Raw genomic sequence first — 16,572 nt, forward strand, 5'->3', positions numbered from 1 at the left:
GCACGCGACTCGGAGGGGCCCGAAAACCCTCACCCGGCCGTACGGGTGCCCGTGCCCTTGGCCGCGTCCAGGGCGTACACGCAGCGGTCCTTGCTGCATGCGTAGACCACGCCCGCCTCGGCCACGGGGGCGCCCGTGATCTCCCCGCCCGTGGCCAGCTTCCAGCGCAGCTGGCCGCCCGCCGCGTCCAGGGTGTACAGGCAGTGGTCGGCCGAGCCGAAGTGCACCCGGCCGTCCGCGACCGCCGGCAGGCCGGTGATCTCGCCGCCCGCGGCGAAGCGCCACTTCGGGGTGCCGGTGACCGCGTCGAGCGTGTAGAGGGCGCTTCCGGCTCCCAGGTGGACGTTGCCGTTCGCGACCACCACCGGGTCCGAGGACTGCCGTGCCTCCGTCGCGATCCGCCAGCGGTCCTGGCCGGTGGCCGCGTCGAGGGCGTACACGGTGCCCAGGTAGTCGGCGAGGTAGACCCCGCCGCCCGTGACCGCCGCGCCGGGCGCGAACGCCGGGGCGGCCAGGAAGACCGCCGGGGCCTCGAAGTGCCAGCGGACCCGGCCCGAGGCCCGGTCCACGGACAGCACGCGGGTGCCGGCCGCGATGTAGACGTTGCCGTCCGGGGCCGGGGTGACCCGTACCGGGACGTTGCCGCAGGAGGCGGCGTCGCCGACCGGGTACGACCAGGCCTCCCGGCCGCTGCGGGCGTCCAGGGCGCGCAGCCGCGCGTCCTGCCACACGTACACCGTGCCCTCGTGGAGGACGGGAGCGGCCTCCGGGGTCTCGAAGTCGCTCTGGGCGCCGGTCAGCTCCCACAGCTTCTGGCCGTTGGAGGCCTCCCGGCCCTGTACGCCGCCCCCGCGCGTGGCGGTGACGACGGTGCCCCGGTCGGCGCGCAGCGCGTACACCCAGGCGTCGGTGTTCAGCCTCCAGCGCTCGGAGCCGTCGCCGGCGTCGAGGGCGTAGAGCGAGGGCCCGTCGGAGGCGTGGATGCGGCCGTCCGAGACGGCCATGGACCAGGCGACGTCGCGGGTCTTGAACTGGCGCCGGCCGCTGGCCACGTCCAGCGCGTGCACCTCGAAGGAGGTCACGTACAGCAGGTCTCCGGCGACGGTCGGGGTGCCCCAGACCTCGTTCGACATGCGGAAGCGCCAGGGCCGCCAGCGGCCGCTGTCGGGGCCCGCGCCCGGCGAGGGCACCACGGCCGACGCGGGGGAGGACGCCGGAGCGTGGGCCTGGGAGGCGGCCGCGCCACCGCCCGGCGGGCGGACCCAGCCGGTCGCCGAGTCGGCGGCGGCCGCGTGCGCGGCGGGCGCCGCGGCGGCCGCGCGCGGCCCGGGCCCGATCGGCACCGGGGAGCCGCCGATCCGGACCGGCTCGCCGGACGGCGCCGGGGACGCCGGCCGCGGCGGGTGCTGCGGACGCTGGGGCAGGGCCTGGCCGGTGCGCGGGTCGACCCACGGGTCGGCGGTCGGACCGGCGCCGCCGCGCGGCTCGCGGCGGTGCGTCGCCGCGTCGGAGCCGCGGCCCGCGGGACGGCCGGGCGCCGGGACCGGCGCGACCGCCGTACGCTGCCCGGCGCGCCGGGCCTCGATCATCGCGACGGCCCGGCCCGGCAGCCACGCCGAGGCGGTACCGCTGTCGTCGCCGCCGTCGAAGAGGTGCGGGGCGAGCTGCGCCTGGAGGTCGGCCGGGGTCGGGCGCTGGGTCGCGTCCATCTGCATGCAGGAGTCGATCAGCGGCCGCAGCTCGTCCGGGAGCCCCTCCAGGTTGGGCTCGTCGCGCAGCAGCATGAAGACCGTCTCCACCGGGTTGGCCCCGTGGTAGGGCGGATGGCCGGTCGCGGCGAAGACGAGGGTGGAGCCGAGCGAGAAGACGTCGCTGGCGCCCTTGACGCTGCGCGAGTCCTTCGCCTGCTCGGGCGACATGTACGCGGGGGTGCCGACGGCGACGTTCGTCATGGTCAGGCGGGTGTTGGAGACGCCGCTGGCGATGCCGAAGTCGATCACGCGCGGGCCGTCCTCGACGACGAGCACGTTGGACGGCTTCAGGTCGCGGTGGACCAGGCCCGCCCCGTGGATGGACTGCAGGGCCTCGGCGATGCCGGCGGCGAGCCACCGTACGGCCTGGGCGGGCATCGGCCCGCACTCGTTGACGATCTCCTCCAGGGAGGGCGCCGGGACGTACGCGGTCGCCAGCCACGGCACGGCGGCCCGCGGGTCGGCGTCGACCACGGCCGCGGTGTAGAAGCCGGACACGGCGCGCGCCGCCTCCACCTCACGGGTGAAGCGCACCCGGAACAGCTGGTCCTCGGCGAGCTCGGTCCGCACCGTCTTGATCGCCACCCGGCGTCCGGATGCCGACCGTGCGAGATAGACCAGCCCCATGCCGCCGGCGCCGAGCCGTCCCAGCACCTCGAAGGGGCCGATCCGTCTCGGGTCGTGCTGCGTCAGCTGCTCCACCACTCGCCTCACAATCCCCGTACGGGCCTTCGCCGGGCCCGTTCCCACCTGCACGCGCGCCGCACGGCGGTCGGCCCCGTGCAGCGTCTCACCCCGGGCGCCGCCCGGAGTCGCGCAACCCCGATTCTGTCAGGCCCGCGCGCAGGGCGCGTCGTCACAGTGCGGGGAGGGACCCGGAGGGACCCGGGAGGGACCCGGGAGGGCGTCACTGGCCGAGCGGACCCGTACCGGGCTCCGAGAGCAGGGCGAACACCGCGCCCTGGTTGTCGGCGACGACCGCGATCCGCCCGTGCGGCGTGTCGAAGGGGTCGGCGGTGACCCGGCCGCCGAGCCGCTTCACCGTCGCGACGGACTGGTCGACGTCCGGGACGGCGAAGTACACGAGGAAGTGCGCCGGCATGATCTCCGGGAACGCGTCGGTGATCAGGCTGCGCCCCAGCACGGCGGTCTCGGCCCCGGGCCGGCTGCCGGGCGGGGACCACAGGCGGTACTCGACGCCGCTGCCCGCGTCGTCCTGGTCCTCGGGGACGTAGCCGAAGACGTTGGCGTAGAAGACGTCGACCGCGTCGCGGGCGCGGGTGTAGAGCTCGCTCCAGCAGTACGTGTACGGCTCCTGCTGGGCCTCGAAGCCGTGGTGGGTGCCGGGCTGCCACAGGCCGAAGACGGCCCCTCCCGGGTCGGCGGCCAGCGCGGCGCCGCCGTACGGGCCCACCGGCTGGGGCTCCATGACCATCTGGCCGCCGGAGGCGCGGATGCGGGAGGCGCACGCGTAGGCGTCGGACGTGTAGAGGTAGATCCCCCAGACGGTGGGCATGCGGCCGTCGGGTTTGGGGGCGAGGGCGGCGACGTTGCGGCCGCGGCTGTAGGCCTGGGTGTAGCCGCCGTACTCGGGGCCGGCTCCGGCGGCGAAGGTCCACCCGAAGAGCTCACCGTAGAAGCGCTTGCCGGCCTCGACGTCCGGCAGCGAGGCGTCCACCCAGCAGGGCGTTCCCTCCGCGAATGCGGCCATGGCCCGGTTCCTTCCGTTGTGCCCCTCTGTGTCCCTCAGCCATGATCTGCCCGAAAACTTGTCCACAGCCTGTTGATAAGACTAATCGGGGGATTTCAAGAGGAAGCGGGCGGGGTGGGTGCGGGCGCGTGCGGGGCTTCGCCCGCGCGGATTTCGCACCGGATCTGTGCGGAATGCGCCCGGAACCGGCACGTCCACCGCCCGGAACCGGCACGTCCACCACCTGCGATCGGGGCGCCCACCGCCCGGAAACCGCCGCCCCGAGCGGCCCGGGGCGCGGTCTTCACCCAGGCCAGGCGTCAGGTAACCCCATTTGCAGGCGGCCGAATCGCGCGCAGATCACCCCTCGGTAAGCTGACGGCATGACAGGACAAGTACGCACCGTCGACGGCCGCGTGGCCGGCCGGCGCGGCCAGGCGACGCGGCAGAAGCTGCTCGACTGCCTCAGCGAGATGCTCAGCTCCTCGCCGTACCGCGACGTCAAGGTGATCGACGTCGCCCGCAAGGCCGGCACCTCCCCCGCGACCTTCTACCAGTACTTCCCGGACGTCGAGGGCGCCGTCCTGGAGATCGCCGAGCAAATGGCCACGGAGGGCGCGCAGTTGACGGCGCTCGTCGAGGGCCGCAACTGGGTCGGCAAGGCCGGCTGGCAGGCCGCCGAGGAACTCGTCGAGGGATTCCTCGACTTCTGGCGGCGCAACGACGCGATCCTGCGGGTCGTCGACCTCGGCGCGGCCGAGGGCGACAAGCGCTTCTACAAGATCCGCATGAAGATCCTGAACTCCGTCACCAACTCCCTCACGGAGTCGATGAAGGAGCTCCAGGCCAAGGGCAAGGTCGACAAGGACGTCAGCCCGGCGGCGATGGCGGGTTCGCTGGTCGCGATGCTGGCCGCGGTCGCCTCGCACCAGAAGGGCTTCCAGACCTGGGGCGTCAAGCAGGCCGAGCTCAAGCCGAACCTGGCGCTGCTCGTCCACCTGGGCATCACCGGGAAGAAGCCGACCAAGTAACGGCGGACCCTCCCCGGGTCCGCCACCCTCCCGCCCCTCACCGTCCCCGCCCCACCCCTGCCCGCGCTTCCCCGTCCGCGCTGCCCCGTCCCGCGCCGCCCCTCCCCAGCACTCCTTTCCGCTCCCTTACCGGCCGCCCGCCGCGATCAGCGACGCTCCAGGCGGAACAGCCGGATCTCGCGCTCGATGCGCGCCTGGTACGTCGCGTACGGCGGCCAGAACCCCAGCACGGCCTGCCACGCCGCCGCGCGTTCCGCCCCCTCCAGCAGCCGGGCCCGTACGGCGATGTCCTGACCCTTCCAACTCACGTCCGCGTCGGGGTGCTTGAGCAGGTTCGCGGTCCACGCCGGGTGTCCGGGGCGGCCGAAGTTGGAGCCGATCAGGAGCCAGCTGACGCCCCCCTCCTCCGGCATGCAGGCGAGCGGCGTGATGCGCGGCTCGCCCGTCTTGGCGCCCTTGGCGGTCAGGATCACGCCGGGGAGCATCCGGGCGCTGAGCATGACCTTGCCGCGGGTCACCTTGTGCACCGCCTTGTCCATGGCGGGGATGAAGTGCGGGGCGATCTTGGCGAACAGCATGGTCGAGGAGACCTTCTGCATCAGCTTGACGCCGGCTGCCCTTGCCGTTGCCCTTGCCACTGCCATCAGACGGCCACCTTCTCTTGTGGGGTGGTGAACAGGCCCGCGCGGTGGGCGGCGTGCGCCCGCAGCCGGTGGACGGGGCCGAACAGCAGCTCGTCGGCCGCCGCCCGCTTGAAGTACAGGTGCGCGTCGTGCTCCCAGGTGAAGCCGATGCCGCCGTGCAGCTGGATCGCCTCGCCCGCCGTGATCCGCAGGGCCTCCAGGGCCTGGGCGAGGGCGAGGCCGCCCTGCCGCGGGTCCCAGGCGGCGTAGTAGGCCGCCGAGCGGGCCGCCTGGACCTGTACGTAGAGGTCGGCGAGCCGGTGTTTGACCGCCTGGAACGAGCCGATGGGCCGTCCGAACTGCTCGCGCTGGCGTACGTACTCCACCGTGCGGGCCAGCGCCTGCCCGGCCGCGCCGACCGCCTCGGCGGCGAGGACGGCGGAGGCGGTGCGCCCGGTGGCGGCGAGCGCGGCGAGGACCGCTTCGCCGGTGGCGTTGTCGGCTTCGGCTCCGAGCAATTCGGCGGGGGTGTCGCGGAGTTGGACGCGCCCTTGGGGCCGGGTCTCGTCCAGGGTGGTCTGCCGGGACCGGGCCAGTCCGGCCGCGTCCTCCCGTACGAGGAACAGCAGGGTCCGGCTCCGGGCGAACCCTCCGGTGTGCGCGGCGACCAGCAGCAGGGAGGCGCTGTGCCCGTCGAGCACCTGGGCGGCCTCCCCGTACAGCCGCCAGCCGCCGTCTTCGCCGGGCCGGGCCTGGACCCCGCCGGCGCGCCCCCCGCCGGCCCACTCCCCGGGGGTGTTCTCGCCGGTCAGCGCGAGGGCGGTGGACAGCGCCGGGCCGGGGACGGCGAGGGCGGCGGTGAGCCCGCCGGCGGCGAGCGCCGGGAGCAGCGCGGAGCGCTGGCCGGGGGTGCCGAGGGCGGTGATCAGCGGTACGGCGAGCGCGGCGGTGGCCAGCAGCGGCGAGGGCAGCAGCGCCCGGCCGGTCTCCTCGCAGGCCAGCGCCAGGTCGGCGGGGGTGCAGCCGACGCCCCCGTACTCCTCGGCGACGGCGATGCCGGGCAGACCGAGCTGCCGCGCGAGCTGCTGCCAGAGCTCGCGGTCGTGTCCGGCGGCGGTGCGGACGGCGGCCTTGACCTCGTCCGGGCCGCAGCGTTTGCCCAGGATCTCGCGCAGGGTGCGGCGCATCTCGTCCTGCTCCGCGGTGAAGGCGGCATCCATCGTCGGGCTCCTCCCCGTATCTGACGGGCCGTCATGTTAGGGCGGGCGGCGGCAGATGCACAGGGGGCGGGGCGCGCAGGTATCGCGAGGACCGCGCGGCGCGGCCTAGAAACTGACGCTACGTCAGATGTACGGTCTGGGGCATGCCTGGACCCACGCCTGGACCCACGACCGAACCGCGCACCGGACGCAGGGCCGGACCCGGCACCGGACGCAGCACCGGACGCCGCCGGGTCGCCGTCGTCGGCGTCGCCCTCTCCGACTGCGGCCGGGTGGACGGCCCCACCCCGTACGCCCTGCACGCGCAGGCCGCACGCCGCGCCCTGGCCGACTCCGGCCTGGACCGCTCCGTCATCGACGGCTTCGCCTCGGCCGGCCTCGGCATCCTCGCGCCGGTCGAGGTGGCCGAGTACCTGGGGCTGCGCCCCACCTGGGTCGACTCCACCTCGGTGGGCGGCTCGACCTGGGAGGTCATGGCGGCGCACGCGGCGGACGCGATAGCGGCGGGACACGCCAACGCCGTGCTGCTCGTGTACGGATCCACGGCGCGCGCCGACATCAAGGCGCGCCGGCGCACCTCGAACCTGTCGTTCGGGGCCCGGGGGCCGCTGCAGTTCGAGGTGCCGTACGGGCACACGCTGGTCTCGAAGTACGCGATGGCCGCGCGGCGCCACATGCACGAGTACGGGACGACGCTGGAACAGCTCGCCTCGGTGGCGGTCCAGGCGCGGGCGAACGCGGCGACCAACCCGGACGCGATGTTCCGCGACCCGATCACGGTGGAGGACGTCCTGTCCGGCGAGATGATCGCGGACCCGTTCACGAAGCTGCACTGCTGCATCCGCTCGGACGGCGGCTGCGCGGTGCTGCTGGCGGCGGAGGACTACGTACCGGACACGGCGAAGGAGCCGGTCTGGATCCTGGGTTCGGGCACGTCGGTCTCGCACACCACGATGTCGGAGTGGGAGGACTTCACGGTGTCCCCGGCGGCGGTCTCGGGCCGCACGGCGTTCGCCCGCGCCGGCCTCACCCCGGCGGACGTGGACCTCGCCCAAATCTACGACGCCTTCACGTACATGACCCTGGTCACGCTGGAGGACCTCGGCTTCTGCGCCAAGGGCGAGGGCGGGGCCTTCGTGGAGAAGGGCCGCCTCCTGCGGGACGGGGAACTGCCGGTCAACACCGACGGCGGCGGCCTCTCGGCCTGCCACCCGGGCATGCGCGGCCTGTTCCTGCTGGTCGAGGCGGTCCGCCAGCTGCGCGGTGAGGCGGGCCCGGACCGCCAGGTCGTCAAACCGGGGGGCCGGCGCCCGGAGGTGGCCCTGGCGTCGGGCACGGGGGGCTGGTTCTGCTCGTCGGGGACGCTGATCCTGGGGCGGTGAAATCGGGGGGATTCCGGGGACGGTGATTCCGGGACGGTGGCTCCGAGGGCGGTGGTTCGGGAGCCGCGGGGCCCCCGGTCGACAGGTCCGCGGGGGCGGGGGACGATGGAAGGGACGGACTCCTTCCGGGGTCGATCGGGACGTGCGCGCGGAGCGCACCCGCTCCCGGGCACTGTGCAGGCATCGTGGGCACGAGTCCGTGCGCCCACCGCGTGCGCCCACTCGCAGTGTCGGCCTCGTGATTCCTCCACCTTCCCGCACCACAGGCGAGGAACGACGATGAACCAACGGATCCGCATGACTCTGTTCACCCCCCTCATGGCCTGTTCGCTCGCCATCGGGGCGGCCGCCACGGGATGGGCCGCGACCCCGAAGACCGCACCGGCCGCCGCACCCGCCGCGGCCGCGTGCTTCGTCGAAGCGAAAGCCGGCGACGCCACGAAGGCGATCGTCAGCGGCGAGGGGTTCGACAAGGCCAAGGGCAAGGTCTTCCTCGACCAGACCGACGGCGCGGGCGGCGGCACCGCCACGGTCGGCGACGACGGCAAGTTCACCTCCGGTGACGTAGCGGCCGGCAAGTACAAGGCCTTCCAGAACGGCGGCGCCACCGCCAACTGCCTGGGCGGCCAGGAGGCCCAGGACGCCATCAACCAGAAGCTGATCACCGCCGAACGCCAGCGCGGCGCCAAGGAGGGCTTCACCGACGGAAAGGCCCTGGCCCAGGCCGGTAACTGCGACGCCGAGCCCAAGCTGAACAACCAGCAGAACCTCCAGGGCCTGGTCCCCGACGCAGCGGGGAAGAAGCAGGCCAAGGAGGCCCACGACCAGGCCTACACCGCCGCGTTCGACTCGGCGCTCAAGAGGTACTGCACCGACTAGCCATCAGCTCCATCGATTCCCTCCGCTCCTGCGCGGACCCGGCGGTCGACACCGCCGGGTCCGCGTCGGCCCGTCCGGCGGCGATGGTGTTCCATGGGCGGTATGACCCGTGAGACGACGAGCAGCGACGAGTTCCACGCCACCCTGCACTCGCTGCGGGTGTGGGACGGCCCGCTGCCCGGCTTCGATCCGGACGCCGCGCCCGCCGAGCCGCTGGCGCTGTTCCGGGAGTGGTTCCTGCACGCCGCCGCGGCGGGGCAGCCGGAGCCGCACACGATGAGCCTGGCCACCGTCGACGCCGACGGGCGGCCCGACGTACGCACCCTGATGCTGCACGACGCCGACGGGCACGGCTGGCACTTCGCCTCGCACGCCACCAGCGCCAAGGGCCGGCAGCTCGCCGGGCACCCGGACGCCGCGCTCGGGTTCTACTGGCCGGCCGTGGCCCGGCAGATCCGGATCCGCGGCCGGGTCACCGCCCGCGGGCCGCAGGAGAGCCGGGCGGACCTGGCGGTCCGCTCGCGGGGTGCGCTCGCGGCGGCGCTGACCGGCCGGCAGAGCGAGGTGCTCGACAGCGTGGACGAGCTGCGGCGCGTCTCCGAGGCCGCCTGGGAGCGGGCCGGGGCGGAGCCGGACGCTCCGGCCCCGACCTGGACGCGGTACGTCCTCGACCCTGCCGAAGTCGAGTTCTTCCAGGGCGACCCGGCCCGCCGCCACATCCGTCTGCGCTACCGCCGCGCCGCCCCCTCCGGCACCGCCTGGACCCGCGAGCTGCTCTGGCCCTGAGGGCGCCTTGCGCTAGGGGGTGTCCGGGCGGAACACGGCCACCCACACGCCCTCCGCCGCCTCGCGGAAGGCGAGTTCGAGCCGCATGCCGATCCGCAGGTCCGCCGGGGCGCACTCGACGACCTCCGTCATCATGCGCGGGCCCTCGGCCAGGTCGACCACGGCCGCCGTGTACGGGACGCGCGTCCCGAACGGCGGGAGGTCGTTGCGGTGGATCACCGACCAGGTGTAGAGGGTGGCGCGGCCGCTCGCGCTCTCCCAGGCCACCCGCTCCTCGCCGGCCCAGCAGAACGGGCAGAACTCGCGCGGGTAGTGGTGGGCCCGCCCGCAGTCCGCACAGCGGCGCAGCAGGAGCCGGCCCTCGGCGGCCGCGTCCCAGTAGGGGCGGGTGAAGTCGTCGGTCTCGGGGAGGTCGTAACGCGCGCTCACAGAACTCGCAGAACTCACAGGAACAGTCCCATCGCCGAGTCCAGGGACCAGGTCTGCCAGGCCATCGCGAAGAGCGCGACGAGCGAGATCAGGGCCATCATCGCGTTCTGGCCCTGCTCGGCCCAGTCGTGGATCATCAGGACCAGGTAGAGCAGGTTCAGGAGCAGGCCGCCGACGAGCGCGACCGGGGTCAGGAACCCGAGTACGAGGCCCAGCCCGAGGGCGAGTTCCGCGTAGACGACGACGTACGCCATCAGGCGCGGGCGCGGCTGGACGACCTTCTCGAAGCCGCCCTTCACGAACGGCCAGCGGTGCTTGCCGGCGACGTCCGCGGCCCAGGCGATGCCCGTACCGCGTTCGAACCAGCCCTTCTTGTCCTTGTGCCGCCAGCTCTCCAGCCACCACAGGCCGAGCCCTATCCGGAGCACGGCGAGCCACTCGGCCCCACTGAGCCAGATGGTCTGCATCGGCCCTCCCCTTCCTCGATCTGACGGTACGTCAGTTCACCGGATCCCCGCCGATCCCGCAAGGCCCCGAACCGGAACCCCCGGGAACCGCCCACCCCTCGAAGGCGTCCCAACTGTTGAACACGTTCGAAATTCCGAGGAGAGCAAACGCAATGAGCCACGACGCCCGGCATACCGCGGGGCAGCAGCCCGCCTGGGGCGCCCACGTACCGCCGTCACCCCCGATGCGGCGGAGCACGAAGCGGCTGATCGGCCTCGCCCTGCTCTCGGGCCTCGGGCCCCCGCTCGTCTGGTTCGGGGTGTTCCTGTGGGCGTTCGCAGGCGGCGGCACCTGGGGAACTCAACCCGCCGCCTGCTCCAAGGCGGTGTCGCAGTTCGGCGCCGCCCTGCCGTCCGGGACGGCCGGGGAGGCCTGCATCGAGGTACTCGAAGGCGGCTACATCAGTCAGTGGGGAGGTTCGTTCGACATGCCGCGGAGCGAGGCCCGGGCCTGGCTGGCCTCCCTCCCCGGAGACCGGTGCAACCCCGCCTGCCGAACCAGCCCCGACGGCGTGACGGAGGATCAGTACGGGCTCGATCTCAAGACCTCCCGCCCCGACCGGCGCGGGCACGACGTCCTGGACGTGCGCGTCCTGTGGACGGACGAGCAGCACGCCAAGGTCACGTTCCGGACGTACCCCATGTGAGGCGCACCGTCCGCAACGCCGGCAGCCGCCGGCCGCCGCCCAGGGCCCCGGACCCCGGGCCCCGGACCCGGCCGCCCTCTCCCCTCGACCCGCCGCCCAAGCGCCCCGTGATCGATCCGCAATCGATTCCCTCCTTGTCCGAGACCCATCAACGCTGTGTGTCGATACGATCACTCCTCATGCCCGGAGTCCCCGCACCCCCCGACATGTCCACCCAGCCCCGCCCGGTCTACGTGATCGGCGCCGGGCCCGGCGGCCTCGCCGCGGCCGCCGCGCTGCGCGCCCGCGGGGTGCGCGCGGTGGTCGTCGAGAAGTCCGATGACGTCGCCGCCTCCTGGCGGGGGCACTACGACCGGCTCCACCTGCACACCACCCGCCGGCTCTCCGCCCTCCCCGGGCTGGCCATGCCGCGCCGGTTCGGGCGGTGGGTGTCGCGGGACAACGTGGTGCGGTACCTGGAGAAGTACGCCGAGTTCCACGGGCTGGAGATCGTCACCGGCGTCGAGGTGACCCGGATCGACCCCGCCCCCGGCGGGGACGGCTGGCTGCTGCACGCCACCGGCGGGCGGGTGCTCGACGCCCGGGCCGTCGTCGTCGCCACCGGGTTCAACCACACCCCCGCGCTCCCCGACTGGCCGGGCCGCGACACGTACACCGGGCAGCTGCTGCACGCCCGCGAGTACCGCAACGCCACGCCGTACGAGGGCCGGGACGTGCTCGTCGTCGGCACCGGCAACACCGGCGCCGAGATAGCCGTCGACCTGGCCGAGGGCGGGGCCGTGCGGGTGCGGCTCGCCGTGCGCACCGCCCCGCACATCGTGCGCCGCTCCACCGCGGGCTGGCCCGCGCAGCGCAGCGGGATCCTGGTGCGGCGGCTGCCGGTACGGCTCGTGGACCGGCTCTGCGCGCTCATCGCCAAGGCCTCCGTCCCCGACCTGGCGGCGTACGGACTCCCCCGTCCCGACACCGGCCTGTACAGCAGGGTCAAGGAGGGCGCGGTCCCGGTCCAGGACGTCGGCCTGATCGACGCCGTGCGTGCGGGCCGGGTCGAACCGGTGGCCGCCGTGGCCTCCTTCGACGGTGCGGACGTGGTTCTCGCCGACGGCTCCCGCATCGCCCCGGACGCGGTGGTCGCGGCCACCGGGTACCGCCGCGGCCTGGAGGGCCTGGTCGGGCATCTGGACGTACTCGACGGGCGCGGCCGCCCCCGTACGCACGGCACCCGCTCCCCCGCGCAGGCCCCGGGCCTGTACTTCACCGGCTTCACCAACCCCATCAGCGGCATGTTCCGCGAGATGGCCCTGGACGCGGAGAAGATCGCCAAGGCGGCCTCCCGCCGCCTCGGCCCCCGAACCGGCCTGCCGCCGGCCACGCCCCTCCCGGACACGGGCCTGCGCCCGGTCGACCCCCTCGCCTGACCGCCCGGGGCCACTCGGGCCCAAGCTCGGTCCCCGACCCCGGGCTTGAGCCCGGGCCCGGGGACCCGTACTTCACCGGCTTCACCGGTTCCACCGACCCCGTCAGCGGCCGAAAACGCGCCCTGGACCCGTCCCGGCGGGATCTGTCACCGTTCCACACACCACCTCCACCAGCTTTCCTGCGCAGCACTGTTCCTGACGGCACGTCAGTTCAGTAATCTGACTACGCGTCAGTTATTGAGGTTCATCGAGCAGGAGCGGGCGGAACGATGCTTGGATCTACTCACGGCACCCTCACCACCGACTTCCGCGCACGTGTCGAGGCCTGCGGGGAGACCCCCAGGACGGCCGTCCACTCCACGGCGGCGCCGTCCGCCGCGGACGCGGTCGCGGTCGCGGTGGACGTCAGCGGACGGCCCCTGCACGCCGATGTCCCCGACCTCGACCGGTTCTTCCGGCCCGAGTCCGTGGCCGTCATCGGCGCCTCCGACGCCGAAGGCAGACCGAACACCGGAATCACCCGCCAGCTCATCGCCTGGGCGGAGCGCGTCGGCGCCCGGATCCACCCCGTGCACCCCACCCGCCCCAGCGTCTTCGGGCTGGCCTGCCACGCGTCCGTGGCCGACCTGCCCGAGCAGGTGGACCTCGCCGTCCTCCTCGTCGGCGATCCGCTGCCGGTGATCGAGGAACTGGCCGAGGCCAAGGTGAAGTTCGCCGTCGCCTTCGCCTCCGGCTTCGCCGAGACCGGCGACGCGGGCGCCGCCGCCCAGGAGCGGCTCGCCGCCGCCGTCCGGCGGTCGGGCCTGCGCCTGCTCGGCCCCAACACCAATCTCAACGCCTTCGAGGAGTTCCGCGAGGACCTCGACGGCCCGGCGATCGCGCTGATCACCCAGTCCGGCCACCAGGGCCGACCCGTCTACACCCTCCAGGAGCTGGGCATCCGGCTCTCCCACTGGGCCCCCACGGGCAACGAGGCCGACCTCGAGACCTCCGACTTCATCTCCTACTTCGCCGAGCGGCCCGAGGTCGGCGCCATCGCCTGCTACGTCGAGGGCCTCAAGGACGGCCGCCAGTTCCTCCTGGCAGCCGACCGGGCCGCCCGCAACGGCGTCCCCGTCGTCGCCGTCAAGGTCGGCCGCACCGAGACCGGCGCCCGCATGGCCGCCTCCCACACCGGGAAGCTGACCGGGGCCGACACCGTCGTCGACGCCGCGATGCGCCAGTTCGGCGTCATCCGCGTCGACGGGCTGGACGAGCTCCAGGACACCGCCGCCCTCCTCGCCCGGGCCCGCAAACCGCTGGCCGACGGGGTCGTCGTGTACTCCATCTCCGGCGGCACCGGGGCCCACTTCTCCGACCTGGCGACCGAGGCCGGGCTCAGCCTGCCCACCCTCTCCCGGGCCAAGCAGGACGAGCTCCACCAGTGGATACCGCCGTACCTGAACGTCGCCAACCCCGTCGACAACGGCGGCCACCCGGTCGGCGACTGGCGCGGCCGCAAGATCATCGACGCGATCCTCGCCGACCCGTCGGTGGGCGTGCTGATCTGCCCGATCACCGGCCCCTTCCCCCCGATGAGCGACAGGCTCGCCCAGGACCTGGTGGACGCGGCGGAGCAGAGCGACAAGCTGATCTGCGTGATCTGGGGCTCCCCGGTCGGCACCGAGGAGGCCTACCGCACCACCCTGCTCGGCTCCTCCCGCGTGGCCACGTTCCGTACGTTCGGCAACTGCATCACCGCCGTCCGCGCCTACCTCGGCCACCACCGGTTCACGGCCGCGTACCGCTCCCCCTTCGAGGACGCGCCGCGGACCCCGTCCCCCTCGTACCGCAAGGCGCAGGCGCTCATGCGCCCGGGCCAGCAGCTCAGCGAGCACGCGGCGAAGCAGCTGCTGAGGGCGTACGGGATACGGGTCCCCCGCGAGCAGCTCGTGACCAGCGCGGCGGCCGCGGTACGGGCGGCGGGGCTGGTCGGCTACCCGGTGGTGATGAAGGCCTCGGGACCGCAGCTCGCGCACAAGACGGAGCTGGGCCTGGTCAAGATCGGCCTGACCTCGGCCAGCCAGATCCGGGACGCGTACCGGGAGCTGACGGACATCGCCCGCTACGAGAACGTCCCGCTCGACGGCATCCTCGTCTGCCAGATGGTGGAGCGGGGGGTCGAGATGGTCGTCGGCGTCACCCAGGACGACCTCTTCGGCCCGACGGTGACGGTGGGCCTGGGCGGGGTGCTGGTGGAGGTCCTGCACGACGCGGCGGTCCGCGTCCCGCCGTTCGGCGAGGACCAGGCCCGGGCGATGCTGGCCGAACTGCGCGGGCACGCCCTGCTGGAGGGCGTACGGGGCGCCCCGCCGGCGGACGTGGACGCGCTGGTGGAGGTCGTGCTGCGGGTCCAGCGGATGGCGCTGGAACTGGGCGGCGTCCTGTCGGAACTGGACGTCAACCCGTTGATGGTCCTTCCGCGGGGGCAGGGGGCGGTGGCGCTGGACGCGCTCGCCATCTGCCGCTGAGCTCCCGCTGCACGGGGCTCCCCTCTCCCCGCAGCGGCCACCCGCACCCGCCCACCACCCCACCCCGAAGGGGAGTCCGGCCCATGACCGAAGAAGTCCTGCACCGCATCGAGAGCGGCGTCTCCTGGATCACCCTCAACCGGCCGGAGGCCATGAACGCGGTCACCTGGGACCAGCGCGAGCGCGTCATCGGGCTGCTCGGCGAGGCCTCCGCCGACCCCGGCGTGCGGGCCGTCGTCGTCACCGCCACCGGCAAGGGCTTCTGCGCGGGCGCCGACCTGCGCGGCTCACCCTCTACGGGCGGCGGCGCCGGCGGCGAGCGCATCGCCGGCGACGTCGCCCGCATGATCCGGCTCGGCGCGCAGCGCCTGATCACCGCGGTGCTCGACTGCGAGAAGCCGGTCCTCGCCGCCGTCAACGGCACGGCCGCCGGCATCGGCGCCCACCTCGCCCTCGCCTGCGACCTCGTCATCGCCGCCGAATCGGCCCGCTTCATCGAGGTGTTCGTACGCCGCGGCCTGGTCCCCGACGGCGGCGGCGCGTACCTGCTCCCGCGCCTCGTCGGCCCGCAGAAGGCCAAGGAGCTGATGTTCTTCGGCGACGCCGTCCCGGCGGCCGAGGCCGAGCGGCTCGGCCTGGTCAACCGGGTGGTCCCGGGCGAGGAGTTGGAGGCCACCGCCCGGGAGTGGGCGGAGCGCCTCGCGCAGGGCCCGACCCGCGCCCTCGCCCTGACCAAGCAGCTGGTCAACGCCTCCCTGGACGGCGGCCGGGCGGCCGCGCTGGCCGCCGAGGCCACCGCACAGGAGATCAACATGACCACCGCCGACGCGAACGAGGGCGTGGCGAGCTTCGTGGAACGCCGCTCGCCCAAGTACCTCGGGCGGTAGCCGCCAACCGGCGGCTCACATCATGGGGTTCGGCTTCAGCAGGGCGAACACGGCGCCGGACGGGTCGGCCGCCCACGCGATCCGGCCGACGTCGGGCACGTCCGCCGCCTGCATGAGCACCGACCCGCCGTTCCCGCTCGCGGCGGCGACGGTGGCGTCGACGTCCGCGACGTTGAAGTACGGCACCCAGCGCGGCTTCTCGACCCCGTCGCCGCCCGCGCCGTCGCCCATCGGCGCGATCCCGCCGAACGAGGTCTGCTGCTGGTCGCCGTCCTTCAGGCTCAGCACGCGGTAGGTCATCCCGGGCGCCTCCATGTCCTGGCTGCGCCAGCCGAAGACGCCGTTGTAGAAGGTGATGGCCGCGGCCGGGTCGGGTACGTGCAGCTCCGCCCACACCAGGGCGTTCTCCTCGGAGACCAGCCCCAGCCCGGCGGTCTTCCCGGGCTGCCAGAGCGCGAACTCGGCGCCCTGCGGGTCGGTGGCCTGCGCGAGCCAGCCCTCGCCCATGACGTCCATGGGCTCCGTGCGGATCTCCCCGCCGCCGGCCTTCACGGCCGAGACGGTGTCCTGGATGTCGTCGGCCTTGAAGTGGATCATCCAGGCGGAACGCGCGCCCTCCTCGGTGAGCGGCCCGAGCGCGGCGACGGTCTTCCCGTCCACCTGGAAGAACCCGTACCCGCCGGCGTCGGGCCCGGCCGAGATGAACTGCCAGCCGAAGACGGCGCTGTAGAACGCGGCGGCGCCGTCGGTGTCGGGGCTGCCGAGGTCGAGCCAGACGGGCGATCCGAGACGGAAGTCGGTGCCGAGCATGGG

Annotated in this window: 15 protein-coding genes; 8 read left to right on the forward strand and 7 right to left on the reverse strand. The window is 73.8% G+C overall.

Annotated elements, in window-relative coordinates; genetic code table 11:
* Positions 1–29: 29 nt before the first annotated feature.
* The gene (locus IF02_RS0114055) at positions 30–2,456 is read right to left on the reverse strand and encodes a PQQ-binding-like beta-propeller repeat protein (RefSeq protein WP_030156788.1); all 2,427 of its coding nucleotides are present in this window, start codon (positions 2,454–2,456) and stop codon (positions 30–32) included.
* Positions 2,457–2,658: 202 nt separating this feature from the next.
* The gene (locus tag IF02_RS0114060) at positions 2,659–3,462 is read right to left on the reverse strand and encodes a VOC family protein (protein ID WP_030156790.1); all 804 of its coding nucleotides are present in this window, start codon (positions 3,460–3,462) and stop codon (positions 2,659–2,661) included.
* A gap of 362 nt (positions 3,463–3,824) precedes the next feature.
* On the opposite strand from IF02_RS0114060, the gene IF02_RS0114065 reads away from it, so the two are divergent.
* On the forward strand, positions 3,825–4,472 hold the full coding sequence (locus tag IF02_RS0114065) for a TetR family transcriptional regulator (protein WP_030156792.1): 648 nt from the start codon (positions 3,825–3,827) through the stop codon (positions 4,470–4,472).
* 146 nt (positions 4,473–4,618) lie between these two features.
* Here the strand turns inward: IF02_RS0114065 and IF02_RS0114070 are convergent, their stop codons facing one another.
* Positions 4,619–5,116 (reverse strand): nitroreductase family deazaflavin-dependent oxidoreductase, encoded by a 498-nt coding sequence (locus IF02_RS0114070; protein WP_199809221.1) that lies wholly within the window; start codon positions 5,114–5,116, stop codon positions 4,619–4,621.
* The gene (locus IF02_RS0114075) at positions 5,116–6,315 is read right to left on the reverse strand and encodes an acyl-CoA dehydrogenase family protein (protein ID WP_030156795.1); all 1,200 of its coding nucleotides are present in this window, start codon (positions 6,313–6,315) and stop codon (positions 5,116–5,118) included. Before IF02_RS0114075 ends, IF02_RS0114070 begins: the two co-directional genes overlap by 1 nt.
* 143 nt (positions 6,316–6,458) lie before the next feature.
* Here IF02_RS0114075 and IF02_RS0114080 point away from each other — a divergent pair, with 143 nt between their 5' ends.
* From IF02_RS0114080 to IF02_RS0114090, 3 genes are all read left to right on the forward strand, one after another.
* Positions 6,459–7,697: a thiolase C-terminal domain-containing protein gene (locus IF02_RS0114080; RefSeq protein WP_030156796.1), complete on the forward strand. Its 1,239-nt coding sequence runs from the start codon at positions 6,459–6,461 to the stop codon at positions 7,695–7,697.
* A gap of 297 nt (positions 7,698–7,994) precedes the next feature.
* Entirely contained in the window at positions 7,995–8,576 is a 582-nt protein-coding gene (locus tag IF02_RS0114085) for a hypothetical protein (protein ID WP_158708498.1), read from the forward strand.
* A 102-nt stretch (positions 8,577–8,678) separates the two neighbouring features.
* The gene (locus IF02_RS0114090; RefSeq protein WP_030156798.1) at positions 8,679–9,362 is read left to right on the forward strand and encodes a pyridoxine/pyridoxamine 5'-phosphate oxidase; all 684 of its coding nucleotides are present in this window, start codon (positions 8,679–8,681) and stop codon (positions 9,360–9,362) included.
* Between the two features lie 12 nt (positions 9,363–9,374).
* Here the strand turns inward: IF02_RS0114090 and IF02_RS0114095 are convergent, their stop codons facing one another.
* Entirely contained in the window at positions 9,375–9,791 is a 417-nt protein-coding gene (locus IF02_RS0114095) for a Zn-ribbon domain-containing OB-fold protein (protein WP_420708148.1), read from the reverse strand.
* A 14-nt stretch (positions 9,792–9,805) separates the two neighbouring features.
* A complete protein-coding gene (locus IF02_RS0114100) occupies positions 9,806–10,258 on the reverse strand; it encodes a DoxX family membrane protein (RefSeq protein WP_030156800.1) in 453 nt (150 codons plus the stop codon).
* Positions 10,259–10,410: 152 nt separating this feature from the next.
* Here IF02_RS0114100 and IF02_RS0114105 point away from each other — a divergent pair, with 152 nt between their 5' ends.
* From IF02_RS0114105 to IF02_RS0114120, 4 genes are all read left to right on the forward strand, one after another.
* Positions 10,411–10,944: a hypothetical protein gene (locus IF02_RS0114105; protein ID WP_030156801.1), complete on the forward strand. Its 534-nt coding sequence runs from the start codon at positions 10,411–10,413 to the stop codon at positions 10,942–10,944.
* 179 nt (positions 10,945–11,123) lie between these two features.
* Complete coding sequence (locus IF02_RS0114110; RefSeq protein WP_051696217.1) at positions 11,124–12,362, forward strand: flavin-containing monooxygenase; 1,239 nt, start codon at positions 11,124–11,126, stop codon at positions 12,360–12,362.
* A 269-nt stretch (positions 12,363–12,631) separates the two neighbouring features.
* The gene (locus IF02_RS0114115) at positions 12,632–14,872 is read left to right on the forward strand and encodes an acetate--CoA ligase family protein (protein ID WP_030156804.1); all 2,241 of its coding nucleotides are present in this window, start codon (positions 12,632–12,634) and stop codon (positions 14,870–14,872) included.
* A gap of 83 nt (positions 14,873–14,955) precedes the next feature.
* The gene (locus tag IF02_RS0114120) at positions 14,956–15,759 is read left to right on the forward strand and encodes an enoyl-CoA hydratase/isomerase family protein (RefSeq protein ID WP_030156805.1); all 804 of its coding nucleotides are present in this window, start codon (positions 14,956–14,958) and stop codon (positions 15,757–15,759) included.
* A gap of 15 nt (positions 15,760–15,774) precedes the next feature.
* Here the strand turns inward: IF02_RS0114120 and IF02_RS0114125 are convergent, their stop codons facing one another.
* Positions 15,775–16,569, reverse strand: coding sequence for a VOC family protein (locus IF02_RS0114125; protein ID WP_030156806.1), 795 nt, complete (start codon positions 16,567–16,569; stop codon positions 15,775–15,777).
* Positions 16,570–16,572 lie beyond the last annotated feature (3 nt).

The sequence above is a fragment of the Streptomyces sp. NRRL S-244 genome, from assembly GCF_000717915.1.
Lineage (GTDB): Bacteria > Actinomycetota > Actinomycetes > Streptomycetales > Streptomycetaceae > Streptomyces.

Coding starts and splice junctions, on each gene's coding strand:
- IF02_RS0114110 (WP_051696217.1), top strand. CDS start 11,124: ATGCCCGGAGTCCCCGCACCCCCCGACATGTCCACCCAGCCCCGCCCG.
- IF02_RS0114060 (WP_030156790.1), bottom strand. CDS start 3,462: ATGGCCGCATTCGCGGAGGGAACGCCCTGCTGGGTGGACGCCTCGCTG.
- IF02_RS0114125 (WP_030156806.1), bottom strand. CDS start 16,569: ATGCTCGGCACCGACTTCCGTCTCGGATCGCCCGTCTGGCTCGACCTC.
- IF02_RS0114120 (WP_030156805.1), top strand. CDS start 14,956: ATGACCGAAGAAGTCCTGCACCGCATCGAGAGCGGCGTCTCCTGGATC.
- IF02_RS0114105 (WP_030156801.1), top strand. CDS start 10,411: ATGAGCCACGACGCCCGGCATACCGCGGGGCAGCAGCCCGCCTGGGGC.
- IF02_RS0114075 (WP_030156795.1), bottom strand. CDS start 6,315: ATGGATGCCGCCTTCACCGCGGAGCAGGACGAGATGCGCCGCACCCTG.
- IF02_RS0114070 (WP_199809221.1), bottom strand. CDS start 5,116: ATGGCAGTGGCAAGGGCAACGGCAAGGGCAGCCGGCGTCAAGCTGATG.
- IF02_RS0114080 (WP_030156796.1), top strand. CDS start 6,459: ATGCCTGGACCCACGCCTGGACCCACGACCGAACCGCGCACCGGACGC.
- IF02_RS0114090 (WP_030156798.1), top strand. CDS start 8,679: ATGACCCGTGAGACGACGAGCAGCGACGAGTTCCACGCCACCCTGCAC.
- IF02_RS0114085 (WP_158708498.1), top strand. CDS start 7,995: ATGACTCTGTTCACCCCCCTCATGGCCTGTTCGCTCGCCATCGGGGCG.
- IF02_RS0114065 (WP_030156792.1), top strand. CDS start 3,825: ATGACAGGACAAGTACGCACCGTCGACGGCCGCGTGGCCGGCCGGCGC.
- IF02_RS0114115 (WP_030156804.1), top strand. CDS start 12,632: ATGCTTGGATCTACTCACGGCACCCTCACCACCGACTTCCGCGCACGT.
- IF02_RS0114100 (WP_030156800.1), bottom strand. CDS start 10,258: ATGCAGACCATCTGGCTCAGTGGGGCCGAGTGGCTCGCCGTGCTCCGG.